Genomic DNA, 12945 nt, shown 5'->3' on the forward strand with positions numbered 1-12945 from the left:
ACCTGACACGGCGCCACGAGTCGATCCCGGACTTTGCCTTGCCGGCGGACAGGCTGTAGAGCCGGGTGGCAAACGATTCCCGATCCCGGCGGAGGACACGTCATGCACCGCGCCGCCCTGTTGCTCTGCACGCTGGTCTCGCTGGACGCCGGCTGCGCCCTGGCCGCCGATCCCGATGCGCTGTGGAAGATCGTCGACGGGCAGTGTGTTCCCGGCCAGATGCGGCGCGACGATCCATCCCCCTGCACCCAGGTGGATTTGCGCGCCGGCACCGCCGTCCTGAAGGACAATGCCGCGCACAAGCCGTTCGAATACCTGCTCATCCCGACCTTGCGCCTGAGCGGCATCGAGGAACCCGCCCTGCTGGAGCCGGGGGGCACCAACTATTTCGCTGCCGCCTGGGCCGTGCGCGGACTGGTTTCCGCGCGGGTTGGCCGGCCGCTGGACGATACGGAGATCGGGCTGGCGATCAACGCCCGCCCGGCCCGCAGCCAGAACCAGTTGCACATCCATATCGGCTGCCTGCGCGCCGACCTGCGCGACACCCTGCGCCGGCAGGGGGGCGGGATCGGCACCGACTGGACGCCGTTGGCCGGGACCTTCGCCGGCCATGCCTACCAGGTGCGCCGCATCGCCGGGCCGGAGCTGGGGGAAGTGGACCCGTTCCGGCTGGTGGCCGAGGGCCTGCCCGGCGCACGCGAGGCCATGGGCAACGAGACCATCGTGCTGACCGGCGCCGCCCTGCCGGACGGGCAGGCCGGCTTCATCGTGCTGGAAGGCCGCGCCGAGCCGGGCGGGTTTCCGCCCTGGCTGGGTGGTCCCGGCGGCGGCGAGGAATTGCTGGACCACGGTTGCGCCGTGGCCAGGGACGGCTGATCGCGCTGCCCCTATCGTGGCGGGGCGGTGCCGCCGGTCGCCGGACGCTGCAGCCGGTCGCCGCTGGCCAGCAGCGCCTGCGCCAGCGCCGCCGGCGGGCCACGCAACGGCTTCTGCCCGCCCAGCAGCACGAATTCGGTCTCTCCCAGGTCCGGCAGGCGCAGCGCGTGGCCCAGATCGACCAGCTCCGGCGGGATGAGGCTGAGCGCGCTGACCGCGATTCCCAGCCCGGCGAAGGCGGCGGCGCGCAACCCGCTCAGGCTGCTGCTGGTGCAGACGATGCGCCAGGGACGGCCGGCCCGCTCCAGCGTCTCCAGCGCGGTGCTGCGGGTGATGCTGGGCGGCGCATACAGGATCAGCGGCACCGGCTGCGCCGGATCGGATGACAGGCGCAGGTCGGCCCGCCCGACCCAGGCCAGGCGCTCGCGCCAGACCAGCTCCCCGCGATCTTCCCCAAGCTGGCGCTTGCACAGCACAAGGTCCAGCTCGCCCTCGTCGAGCCGGCCGCGCAACAGGGCGCTGGTGCCCACCGTCAGCGCCAGGTCGACCCCCGGATGCAGCAGGACGAAGTCGCGCAGCAATTCCGGCAGGCGGGTCTGCACGAAATCGTCGGAGACGCCGAAGCGCAGGTGCCCGCGCAGCCGGGCGCCGCCGAAGTAATGCCGTGCCCGTGCATTCGCTTCCAGGATGCTGCGGGCGAAGCCGATCATGGCCTCGCCGTCGGGCGTCAGTACCACCGAATGGGTGTCGCGCTGGAACAGGCGCCGCCCGGCCTGCTGTTCCAGCCGGCGGATGTGCTGGCTGACGGTGGATTGCCGCAGGCCCAGCCGCTGGGCGGCATGCGTGAAGTTCCGCGTCTGGGTGACCGCGAGGAACGTTTCCAGCAGGATCGGGTCGAAGCTGCCTGTCATCATGGACCGTGATGACAGTAAGCATGGTGTGCGCGGTTCACAATGGCCCGGGTGATTGCGATTCTGGCAGGCCAAGGAGCTGCCAAGATGCCGAAACTGCCACCGCTGCGCCCCATGCTTGCCCGCGTGGGGATCGATCCCTTCCTGATCGGCCTGACCGCCATGATCGCCCTGGCCTTCGTTCTGCCGGCCCAGGGTCGCGGAGCGGATCTGGCCAGCGCGGCCTCGGGCTGGGCGATCGCGCTGCTGTTCTTCCTGCACGGTGCCCGGCTGTCGCCGCAGGCGGCCCTGGCCGGGGCGCGGCACTGGCGCCTGCAACTGGTGATCCTGCTGTCCACCTTCGCGCTGTTCCCCCTGCTGGGGCTGGCGGCGCGGGCGCTGTGGCCCGGCCTGTTCCCGCCCGATCTCTGGGTGGGGATGCTGCTGCTCTGCCTGCTGCCCTCGACGGTGCAGTCCTCGATCGCCTTCACCTCGATCGCGCAGGGCAACGTTCCCGCCGCGCTCTGCGCCGCCTCGCTCTCCAACCTCGTCGGCATCGTGCTGACCCCGCTGCTGACGGGGCTGGTGGTGGCGGGCAGTTCGATCGGCATCTCGACCGGCGGCGCCGTCACCATCGTCGTGCAATTGCTGCTGCCCTTCCTCGCGGGGCAACTGGCACGGCCCCGGATCGGTGGCTGGGTGCAACGCCACCGCACCCTGGTCGGCCTGGTCGATCGCAGCTCGATCCTGCTGGTCGTCTACACCGCCTTCAGCGAAGGCGTGGTCGAGGGCATCTGGCATCAGGTGGGCGCGGGCGAATTGCTGCGGCTGCTGGCCATGAGCGCGGTGCTGCTGGGCCTGGTGATGGCGGCGATGACACTGGTGGGGCGGGCGCTTGGCTTTTCGCGCGAGGACCGCGTCGCCGTCCTGTTCTGCGGTTCGAAGAAAAGCCTGGCGAGCGGCCTGCCGATCGCGAGCGTGCTGTTCGCGGGCCATGCCACCGGGCTGATCGTGCTGCCGATGATGTTGTTTCACCAACTGCAGCTTTTCGTCTGCGCGCTGCTGGCCCGGCGCCATGCCGCGCTGGCGGCGGCGGCCTCGGTGGCGTCCGCCCCCTGACGGTTCGACTGACGCGGTGGCAACGCCGCGTTGCCGGGTGTTCGCGATCGCCGTGTCGCCATATACCCGGCTTCGGTGCCGCGCCGGTCGATGGCACCACCCCCGCCACGCGCCGCTGCCGGCCCGGCAGAAAGGTGCCGGTCGGCAACTGACAAGAGGATGCCCCGATGGATATCGTTCCGGATCGAATCGGCAAGATCGCGATCATGGCCGCGATCAGCTCGCGCGAAGAAGAGGACGCCATCAAGAAGCTGGTTCAGGAGGAAAAGCGCGTCCGGCTGGCGGTCACTTTCATCACTGGCGTGCGCACCCATGTTACCCAGGTCTTCGTCAAGTCGATCGTTGCCTGCGCGCTGCAGGGCCAGGTGATCCGCCATGCCCATAACGAGATCCACGCCGTCATCCATGCCGGGCTGGAGTGCCTGAAGGGGGTCAGCGCGGACGTGACCGCCGAATCCAGCCTGAAGCTGAAGGTGGCGGTGGCCAGCGACGGACGCTGGGTGGTCGTCGCCTGTCATGGTGAATCCGCCTTCCACCCGCTGACGAATCACGAGCGCATGGGCTTCGGCGTCATGCATCTCTGACATTTCGCCCATGCGCGAAGAAATTCGTTCCGTTGCGCCATCGCCGGTCGTCGTCCGCCACGGGACGGTGCACCGGCGATATGGTGACGGCGGCCATGCGCAAAATCGCGTATGGCGCATTGGTAAAATCAGAGTAATGAAGTTCCCGTGATCCTCCGGTCCCTTCGTGGGTGTCCCGGGGGGATGTGAAGCCCCGGTGTGGGGCGACGTGAACATGGGTGGCATCGAGTCCGGTGCAAGAGGCGCCGGTGTCTGCGGCGCTGCTCAGCCCGTGAATCGCCACGTGATCCAGTGCTTTTGTGACGGTGAACCCTTGAAGGTTCCCTGACCCGTGTCGCGATGTCGCGGCCTGCGGGCGTGGGGGGCCGGATCTGGCACTGCCGCGCGATGCGGCCGGCCAGCATCGTGTCGGGTGAGCGTCCATGCAGGCTGCACCGAACGACGCCGTCGCCAGCGGGAGGATCCAGGTCCCGCCTGAATCGCTGGCGTGGATGATCGGCAGTTCGTTTCTTGCCGGCGCGCTGCTCGAAGTTTGCACGCATCCCAAGCCGGGTCTGGTCACGCCGCTGTCGAACGGCGCGCATGGCGACATGGACCTGCAAACCTTCATGGTTTCCTCGGCCGCGATCGCGCCGTGCTTCTATCTGTGCGCGCAGGCCGGGCTGGTCCATGCAGGCGCGCCCGCTGCGCTGTTGCCGCGCGTGCGCGAGATCGGTCGCACCCATGAGGCAGCGCTGCTCGCCGCCACCGGCGGCGTGAATACGCAACGCGGGCTGCTGTTCTCTGCCGGCGTGCTCAGCGCCGTCGCGGGACTGCTCGCACGGAACCGAAATTCCCTTGATGCTGAAAGCCTGTTTTCCACCGCCGCGCAGATGACCCAGGGACTGTGCGCCCGCGAGCTCGCCGGCTGCGCCGGGCGCGAACCGGCGACCGCGGGCGAATGGCTGTACCAGCGCTATGGCGTGCTGGGCATCCGTGGCGAAGCCGAGGCCGGGTTCCCCACCGTGCTCGATGCCGGACTGCCGGCGCTGGCGGAAGCCCACGCCGCCGGGGCCTCGCTGCAGACGGCCTTCCTGCACACGCTGATCTCGCTGATGGCAGTGACCGAGGATACCACGCTGCTTTGGCGCGGTGGCAGCGATGCGCTCGCCTTCATCCGCGGCACCGCCGCCGCCATCCTGCGCCGCGGCGGTGCCCTGACCGACGATGGCATGGCCGCCATCGGCCGGCTGGAGGCCGAGTGCATCTGCCGCAATCTCAGCCCCGGTGGTTCCGCCGACCTGCTCGCGGTCACCGTGGGGGTCCACACCCTCCTGAACGGGGGGCGCGTGGCGCGCGTGAGCGGTTCGTAAAGATCCCGACAATGACTGGAAAATTTCACGAATGAGGATGCCATGAACATCATCGTCTACGCCTTACTGGCCTATCTGATCACGGCGGTCATCTCCTATGGAGTCATCGCCGTGATCGTCGGCATCTCCAAGGCCATGCCGACCAGCGATTAACCCACGAGACCCCATCGCCATGTTGTCACAGCTGTTCAGTGTGTTTCCGGGCATCGGAACACTCTTCATCCAGGAACCGGTCATCGCCTTCGCGCGCATCGCGCTGATCGTCCTTGGTTTCTTCCTTGCCTATCTTGGCTTCAAGCGCACCCTTGAACCGCTGATCATGGTCCCCATGGGCCTTGGCATGATGGCGGTGAATGCCGGGGTGATGATCCTCGAGGGCGGCAAGATCGGCACGCTGGTGATCGCGCCGATGGTGTCCGATCCCGTCGAGTTGCTGAACATCATGCAGATCGACTTCCTGCAGCCGATCTACAACATGACCTTCGTCAACTCGCTGGTCGCCTGCCTGCTGTTCATGGGCATCGGCACCATGGCGGACATCTCCTTCATCCTGGCGCGGCCCTGGGCCAGCATCACCATCGCGATCTTCGCCGAGCTCGGCACCTTCGTGACCCTGGTGATCGGCTACTATTGCGGCCTGACGCCCGGCCAGGCAGCCGCGGTCGGCTCGATCGGCGGCGCCGACGGCCCCATGGTGCTGTTCGGCTCGCTGATGATGGCCAAGGACATCTTCGTCCCGATCTCGATCATCGCCTATCTCTATCTCTCGCTGACCTACGCGGGCTATCCGTACCTGGTGCGCTGGCTGGTGCCGGAGAAGTACCGCGCCATCGAAACCGAGTTCGAGTTCCCGGAAGTCTCGCAGAAGGCCAAGTTCACCTTCACCATCATCGCCGCCGGCCTGCTCTGCCTGCTGCTGCCGGTTGCCACCCCGCTGATCCTGTCCTTCTTCCTCGGCGTGGCGGTGAAGGAAGCCGAGATCGAGCCGTACCAGAAGCTGCTCGAGCACACCATCACCTATGGCTCGACGCTGTTCCTCGGCCTGGTGCTCGGCGTGCTGTGCGAGGCGAGCACGCTGCTCGATCCGCGCGTCGGCCTGCTGGTCGTGCTCGGCATCACCGCGCTGTTCTTCTCCGCCCTCGGCGGCCTCGGCGGCGGCTGGCTGATGTGGTGGTGGACCAAGGGCACCTTCAACCCGGTGATCGGCATTGCCGGCGTCTCCTGCGTGCCCTCGACCGCCAAGATCGCTCAGCACGAAGTCGAGCATGCCAATCCCTACGCGATGATCATGCCGCTCGCCATGGGCGCCTCGATCTGCGGTGTTATCGTCTCCGCCATCGCCGTGGGCGTCTTCGCCTCGACGATCAACTTGGTTCACTGACCGGCCCGGCCCGGCGCCATGCGGCGCCGGGCAAGGTTCCAAGACGCCAACAATGAAAACGCCAGTCCCAGAAGCCAATCCGGCCCACGACATGCCCCGCCTCGCCTGGCTCGAACGCCGGCAGGGGATCGGGCAGGTGATCCACCATCTCGCCGAAGCCGGCTCGACCAACCGGCTGATCGCGGACCTCGCCGCTGCCGGTGCCCCGGCCGGCACCGTGGTGGTGGCCGATCACCAGACCAGCGGCCGCGGCAAGGGCGAGCGCGTGTGGTTCTCGCGGCCCGGCGGCGGGCTCTGCCTGTCGGTGCTGCTGCGGCCTTCCCGGCCGATCGAAGAGATTTACCAGGCCACGCTGGTTGCCGCGGTGGCGGTGACGGCGGCCATCGCCCGGGTGAGTGGTGTCGCTGCCGAGGTGAAATGGCCGAATGACCTGCTCGCCCGTGGCCGCAAGCTGTGCGGCATCCTCAGCGAACTGGCGCTGACGCCCGAGGGCGACCTGGATTACGTGATCGTGGGCATCGGCCTCAATGTTGGCCTGGCCCCAATGGATTTTCCCGAGGATCTGCGCGGTCTCGCGACATCGGTCGCAGCCGAGGCAGGCTGCGAAGTGGACCGCTTCGCCCTGCTCGACGCGATCCTCGACGAACTCGAGGACTGGCAGGCCATCTGGGAGTGCGACGGCTTCGCCCCGGTGCGCGCGGCCTGGATCGCACGGTCCTGCACGCTCGGCCGCGGCATCGCGCTGCAGGCCGGCTCCACGCGGCTCTGCGGCGTCGCCACCGATCTCGGTGCCGACGGCGCCCTCTGCGTCCGCGACGCGGACGGGGTCACGCATCGGCTTCACTACGGAGAAATTTCGCTGGCGACGAGGCAATCCGGATCGGCGCGCGCGCCGGTCCAGGCATGACGAATTCAGAAGCAAGGTAGAGGTCGTTCCATGTTGAACGCGAAGACAGAGAAGAAATGGGACCACCGCGCCGCCGACACGGCCGGGCGGATGGCCGCCGCCGCGCAGTTCATCGGCGCGGGCAAGCAGGTGCGCGCGGCGGACACGGTGGCGCTGCTGGAGGCGATCATCCGCCCCGGCGACATCGTCAACATCGAGGGCAACAACCAGAAGCAGGCCGACTTCCTCGCCGAGTGCCTGAACAAGGTCGATCGCGCCAAGGTCCATGACCTGCACATGGTGCAGTCCGCGGTGCCGCTGCCGGCGCATCTCGACCTGTTCGAGAACGGCATCGCCCGCAAGCTGGACTTCGCCTTTGGTGGCCCGCAGGCCGGCCGCGTCGCCAAGTTCATCCGCGGGGGCAAGCTCGAGCTCGGCGCCATCCACACCTATCTGGAGCTGTTCGCCCGCTACTTCCTCGACCTCACGCCGCGGGTCTCGCTGATCTGCGCCTTCAAGGCCGACCGCAAGGGCAACCTCTATACCGGCTTCAATACGGAAGACACGCCCACCATCGTCGAGGCGACCAAGTTCCGCCAGGGCATCGTGGTGGCGCAGGTCAACGAAATCGTCGACACCCTGCCGCGCGTGGACATCCCCGCCGACTGGATCGACGCCGTCATCGAATCGCCGCGGCCCTTCTTCGTCGAGCCGCTGTTCACTCGCGACCCGGCGCTGATCACCAACACCCAGATCCTGCTGGCGATGCTCTGCCTCAAGGGCATCTACGCCGAGTACGGGGTGAAGCGGATCAACCACGGCATCGGCTTCCTGACCTCGGCCATCGAACTCCTGCTGCCGACCTATGGCGAGGAACTCGGGCTGAAGGGCAAGGCCTGCACCCACATGATCCTCAACCCGCACCCGACGATGATCCCCGCGATCGAGTCGGGCTGGGTCGATACCATCCACTGCTTCGGCGGCGAGCTGGGCATGGAGAACTACGTGGCGGCGCGGCCGGACGTGTTCTTCACCGGCCCCGACGGCACGCTGCGGTCCAACCGCGCCTTCGCCCAGACCGCCGGCCACTACGCGCTGGACATGTTCATCGGCGGCACGCTGCAGATCGACAAGTTCGGCAATTCCTCGACGGCGACGGCCAGCCGCGTGGCCGGGTTCGGCGGCGCACCGAACATGGGCTGTGATGCCAAGGGGCGGCGCCACGTCACCGAAAGCTGGCTGAAGTGCGGCCAGGAAATGCCCACGCTCAACCAGGTGCTCGGCGACATGCCGCGCGGCAAGCGGCTGGTGGTGCAGGGCGTGGAGACCTTCGGCGAAGGCCGTGCCCCGGTCTTCGTCGACCGGCTTGACGCCTGGGAACTGGCGAAGAACGCGAAACTCGACCTGCCGCCGGTGATGATCTACGGTGACGACCTGACGCATGTCGTCACCGAGGAAGGCATCGCCTACCTCAACCGCTGCCCGGACATCGACTCCCGCATGGCGGCGCTCCGCGCCGTGGCCGGCTATACCGAGCTCGGCCTCGCGGCGAAGCCTGAGGAGACGAAGCGGCTGCGCGAGGCGGGCATCGTCCGCACGCCGGAGGATCTCGGCGTCAACCGCAACCGTGCCGACCGCTCGCTGCTGGCCGCGCGCAGCATCCGCGACCTCGTGACCTGGTCCGGCGGCCTCTACAACCCGCCCGCCCGGTTCCGGAACTGGTAAGAGGGGAAGAGACATCATGGCTCTCAACACACTCGAATTCGACATCCACCTCGATGCCGCGACCGCGAACCTGGCGGCGTCGGCGCATATCGGCGTGGCCGGCTCGGGCGACATGGAAGTGCTGATGACGCCGCAGGATCTCGGCGGTTCGGTACAGGTACGCATCGTCACCCCGGTGGTGGGCTTCGATGATCTGTGGCAGCGCGTGCTGAACGGCTTCGTCGGCCGCTATGCGCTGGCGAATGCGCGCATCGAGATCAACGACAACAACGCCACCCCCGCCGTGGTGCTGCTGCGTCTGAACCAGGCCCTGTCCGAAGCGTCCGGCAAGTAAGGAGGGCGGAAACATGCCCGATTGGAAAGCGCTCCAGGAGCGGAGCTTCCTTGAATCCAGCGCGCGCGAGCGGGCCCTCGGCCTGGTCGATGACGGCAGCTTCACCGAACTGGCCGGCCCGTTCGACCGGCTTTTCAGCCCGCACCTGGAAGCCCTGGGCGAGGCGGTGCAGTTCGACGACGGCATCGTCACCGGCGTCGGCCGCATCGGCAAGACCCCGATCTTCGTCGTCTCCCAGGAAGGCCGCTTCATCGGTGGCTCGGTCGGCGAGGTCGGCGGCGCCAAGATGGCCAACACCATCCGGCTGGCGACCGAGTTCCACGACCAACTGGTGGCGAAGCATCCGGATCTCACGGATGCCGAGAAGCCGATGGTGGTGATCTCCTTCGAAACCGGCGGCGTGCGGCTGCATGAATCCAACGCCGGCCTGCTCGCGCATGCCGAGGTGATGGACCAGCTGCAGAAGGCGCGCGGCAAGGTGCCGGTGGTCGCGGTGATCGGATCGAAGGTCGGCTGCTTCGGTGGCATGGGCTTCGTCGCCGCCGCCACCGATGCCATCGTGATGAGCGAGTTCGGCCGCCTCGGCCTGACCGGGCCGGAAGTGATCGAGCAGGAAATGGGCAAGGAGGAATTCGACGCCTCCGACCGTGGCCTGGTCTTCCGCACCACCGGCGGCAAGCACAAGTACCTCATGGGCGACTGCAACTTCCTGGTCGCCGACAGCATCGCCGCCTTCCGTGCCCAGCTTGCCCAACTGGCCGTGCTGCCGGTCGCGGAGTTCGAGAAGCTGCGCCGCATCGGCTCGCCGGCAGCGGTGGAACGGCAGTTGCGCGCGGTGGCGCTCGCCGCCGAGATGCAGCCGAAGGATGCCCGCGACGTCTGGGCCCGTGCCGGCAACCCCGACCCCGCCGCGCTGACCGACCTGCCGCTCGAGCAGTTCCTCGGCCTGGCGAAGCGGCTGCAGGTCTGATCCCGCCACGCACACCCGATCTTCAGGAGAGATTCCATGGAAGAGCAGCAGACCATGATGGGGAAGGGGCGGGAAGCGATCGACCTGATCGTCGATCCCGGCTCCTTCGCCGAAGGCCAGGTTGGCGCCAAGAGCTTCGAGGACCCCGATTTCGGGCCGGGCGCCGTTGTCGGCACCGCGCAGCTTGATGGCCAGACCTGCACGATCATCGCCAGCGACGCCGAGGCCTTCAACGAGAAGTTCCCGGTCGTCTACGCCGGCATCATCGGCATGGAGGAAGGCTACAAGATGGCGCAGGCCGTCTATGCCACCCTCGCCGCCGATTCCGACAAGCCGCTCGAAGGCAAGCGCCCGCTGGTGCTGATCGTCGACACCCCAGGCAACGGCCCGGGCAAGGTCGAGGAAATCTTCGGCATGAACAAGGCGACCGGCGCCTACCAGCTGGCGCTGGCGGAAGCGCGGCTGGCCGGGCATCCGATCGTCGCCATGGTGATCGGCCGCGCCATCTCCGGTGCCTTCCTCTGCCACGGGCTGCAGGCCGACCACATCCTGTCGCTCGATGCCAATTTCGGCACGATGATCCACGTGATGCCGCTGACCAGCGTCTCGCGCATCATCCGCAAGGACCTGGAGACCCTGCAGGAACTGGCCAAGGGCAACCCGGTCTTCGCCGCCGGCCCGCGCTTCTTCCATGCTCTCGGCGGGGTCGAGGAACTGGTCGACAGCATCGAGGGCATGCGTCCGGCCATCGCTCGGCACATCCAGGCGATCCGCGCGGCCAAGGCGGCCGGGCAGCAGGACACGCTCGGCCCGTGGGGCCGTGGCGCGCTCGGCGCCGACCGCAAGGGCCGCGTGGTGCGTCCGAAGGTGATGGCGCTGATGAACCAGGAGTTCGCGGCGGTCGCGGACAAGTACGCCCCGGCGCGCTGAACGGGGCAGGCGGGAGGACCGGTGATGTCAGACGACGCGCTGAATGCCCTGGAACAGGCGCTGATGCTGTTCGGCAACGCGCCCACGCTCGCGGAGATGCCGCGGCGGGGGCTTGCCGAAAAAGGCATCGCCGGTCCGACCGCGGCCCATGTGATCGAAGAGGTGCATACGCCGCTCAACCTGGCTTATGTCACCTTCACGACCGGCTCCTCGGCGTTCCAGAACATCGTCGGGGTGACGCAGGAAGAGATCCCGGACCGCTGCACGGTGGCCCGGGAGATCTTCGCGCGGCTGGGGGTGGGGCAGGGGGCGCGGATGCTCGTCACCTATCCGCCCCTGGTCAATGTCTTCTCCGCCGAGGCGCTGCGGCAATGCGGCATCGAATGGGGCTTCCTGGCCCGCTCGAGCCGCGATGCGCTGCTGGTGGCGGCCTGCCGCGAGCAGCCGCGCATCATCCTCGGCGAATCCTCGTTCCTGCGCGCGAGCCTGGAACAGGCGGCGACGCTGGGGCTCGCGGCGCATCTGCCGCGCTCCTGCCTGCTGGTGACGGCGGGCACGCCGCTGGATGAGGAGCTGCTGCCGGTCGCGCGCCGCTTCGGCTATGCGGTGCACGATCTCTATGGCTGCCAGGAATTCGGCTGGCTCACCCTCGATGGCCGGGCGCTGCGCGAGGACATCGCGCTGGTGGCCTCGCCGCGCGGCCCGGCGTACCGGGAACTGGTCGCGGGCGGGCTGCCGACCGGCGACAGCTTCCTCGTCTCGGAGTCGGGCCATGTCTGCGACCGCGAGGGCGGGATCATCACCTACCGGCGCGAACGCACCTATCCCGAATACGAGGTGGTGGTGACGCACACCACGGCCACGGCCGCCGCGACGGTGGAGCGAGCCGCCCGTTCCATCCTGCGCATCAAGGGGCGCGTGGTGAAGGTCGCGCCCGGGCTGGTCACCGGGGCGGCGGCGACGCGGCTGGAACTGGTGCCGGGCACGCCGGGGGCGCCGCCGCGCGCGGAGCCGCCGATCGTCATCGAGGGACCGGTGGCCACGCGGCTGTTCGATGCGCTGCTGCGGGCGCAGATGGCGTTCCAGTCGCACGCCAAGACCGACCCGGCCTGGACGAAGCGGCGGTGACCATGTTCGAGCGGCGCCACGTCCTGGCTTTCCCGACCCTGGCGGCGTTGCCCGCGCTGCTGCCGGAGCTGATCGCGGCCCTGCCGCCGGTCATGCGCCACCGCGACATCGAGTCGCAGGTGACGCGGTTGTTCCTCACCGGGCTGGTGCCCGGCATCGTGGCGCGGCCGACCCGGCCCTGCGGCGCCTGCCAGGGCCAGCTCGGCTTCGCCTTTCCCGTCCGCGTGGGCGAGCAGCGCGTGCGCGCCGCCGTGCTGGTCTCGCCACGGCAGGTCCGCTCCATCCTCGATCCATGGCAGGTGATGCGCGAGGCATTGGCACAGTCGGGGCCACCGCATCCGGCGCTGCCGCAGATCGCGGGGCTGGCGCGGCATTGCGGCCTGCCCGTGGGGCTGATCGGCTCGGCGGCGCTGCAGGCGGTGACCAGGCTCGGGGGCTACCTGCGCCCGGACTCCGATCTCGACATCGTCGTCGCCGCCACCCAGCCGCAAGGTCTGGAGACGTTCTGGGAAGGCATCCAGGCAATCTCCAGCCAGAACGAATGCAAAATAGATGTCGAAATTGACGTAAATCAAAGATACGGCGTGAAGCTGGAAGAATATTGTTCTCGCAATATTTCTGTTCTTGTTAAAACGATACACAACGTTTTTGTTACAGATAAAAGCGCATTGTTTAATAACCATGTGGACCGTGAAGAAGATCGCGTATCCTCATGGCAATTTCCGGGGCGTTGCGCCCCCACAACCTTCCAACCAACGGAGCAATGAGTC

Annotated in this window: 13 protein-coding genes; 12 read left to right on the forward strand and 1 reads right to left on the reverse strand. The window is 68.0% G+C overall.

All coding sequences use genetic code 11. From position 1 onward, the window contains the following. The first annotated feature begins 102 nt into the window (after window positions 1-102). Complete coding sequence (locus tag NBY65_RS22855; protein ID WP_150044578.1) at window positions 103-876, forward strand: CDP-diacylglycerol diphosphatase; 774 nt, start codon at window positions 103-105, stop codon at window positions 874-876. Between the two features lie 11 nt (window positions 877-887). On the opposite strand, the gene NBY65_RS22860 is transcribed toward NBY65_RS22855, so the two are convergent. Further along, window positions 888-1790: a LysR substrate-binding domain-containing protein gene (locus tag NBY65_RS22860; RefSeq protein ID WP_203330699.1), complete on the reverse strand. Its 903-nt coding sequence runs from the start codon at window positions 1788-1790 to the stop codon at window positions 888-890. 84 nt (window positions 1791-1874) lie between these two features. On the opposite strand from NBY65_RS22860, the gene NBY65_RS22865 reads away from it, so the two are divergent. The 11 genes from NBY65_RS22865 to mdcG all read left to right on the forward strand — a co-directional run bounded on the left by NBY65_RS22865 (window position 1875) and on the right by mdcG (window position 12942). Beyond that, on the forward strand, window positions 1875-2885 hold the full coding sequence (locus NBY65_RS22865; protein ID WP_150044576.1) for a bile acid:sodium symporter family protein: 1011 nt from the start codon (window positions 1875-1877) through the stop codon (window positions 2883-2885). A 167-nt stretch (window positions 2886-3052) separates the two neighbouring features. Continuing rightward, entirely contained in the window at window positions 3053-3469 is a 417-nt protein-coding gene (locus NBY65_RS22870; RefSeq protein WP_150044574.1) for a HutP family protein, read from the forward strand. A gap of 422 nt (window positions 3470-3891) precedes the next feature. Continuing rightward, window positions 3892-4821 carry a triphosphoribosyl-dephospho-CoA synthase MdcB gene (mdcB, locus tag NBY65_RS22875; RefSeq protein ID WP_150044572.1) on the forward strand — a complete coding sequence of 310 codons (930 nt, stop codon included), beginning with the start codon at window positions 3892-3894 and terminating at the stop codon, window positions 4819-4821. 172 nt (window positions 4822-4993) lie between these two features. Beyond that, window positions 4994-6202: a Na+-transporting malonate decarboxylase, carboxybiotin decarboxylase subunit gene (gene madB, locus NBY65_RS22880; protein WP_150044570.1), complete on the forward strand. Its 1209-nt coding sequence runs from the start codon at window positions 4994-4996 to the stop codon at window positions 6200-6202. 52 nt (window positions 6203-6254) lie between these two features. Beyond that, window positions 6255-7109 carry a biotin--[acetyl-CoA-carboxylase] ligase gene (locus tag NBY65_RS22885; protein ID WP_150044568.1) on the forward strand — a complete coding sequence of 285 codons (855 nt, stop codon included), beginning with the start codon at window positions 6255-6257 and terminating at the stop codon, window positions 7107-7109. Between the two features lie 30 nt (window positions 7110-7139). Further along, window positions 7140-8813 (forward strand): malonate decarboxylase subunit alpha, encoded by a 1674-nt coding sequence (gene mdcA, locus NBY65_RS22890; protein WP_150044566.1) that lies wholly within the window; start codon window positions 7140-7142, stop codon window positions 8811-8813. 16 nt (window positions 8814-8829) lie between these two features. Further along, the gene (mdcC, locus tag NBY65_RS22895; RefSeq protein ID WP_150044564.1) at window positions 8830-9147 is read left to right on the forward strand and encodes a malonate decarboxylase acyl carrier protein; all 318 of its coding nucleotides are present in this window, start codon (window positions 8830-8832) and stop codon (window positions 9145-9147) included. Between the two features lie 13 nt (window positions 9148-9160). Beyond that, window positions 9161-10117 (forward strand): biotin-independent malonate decarboxylase subunit beta, encoded by a 957-nt coding sequence (locus NBY65_RS22900; RefSeq protein ID WP_150044562.1) that lies wholly within the window; start codon window positions 9161-9163, stop codon window positions 10115-10117. A 36-nt stretch (window positions 10118-10153) separates the two neighbouring features. After that, window positions 10154-11047 carry a biotin-independent malonate decarboxylase subunit gamma gene (mdcE, locus tag NBY65_RS22905; RefSeq protein WP_150044560.1) on the forward strand — a complete coding sequence of 298 codons (894 nt, stop codon included), beginning with the start codon at window positions 10154-10156 and terminating at the stop codon, window positions 11045-11047. 24 nt (window positions 11048-11071) lie between these two features. Next, window positions 11072-12175, forward strand: a complete 1104-nt coding sequence (locus NBY65_RS22910) for an acyl carrier protein (RefSeq protein ID WP_250265730.1) — start codon at window positions 11072-11074, stop codon at window positions 12173-12175. Window positions 12176-12177: 2 nt separating this feature from the next. Then, a complete protein-coding gene (gene mdcG, locus NBY65_RS22915; protein ID WP_239003097.1) occupies window positions 12178-12942 on the forward strand; it encodes a malonate decarboxylase holo-[acyl-carrier-protein] synthase in 765 nt (254 codons plus the stop codon). Window positions 12943-12945: the final 3 nt, after the last annotated feature.

The organism is Rhodovastum atsumiense (assembly GCF_937425535.1).
Classification (GTDB): domain Bacteria; phylum Pseudomonadota; class Alphaproteobacteria; order Acetobacterales; family Acetobacteraceae; genus Rhodovastum; species Rhodovastum atsumiense.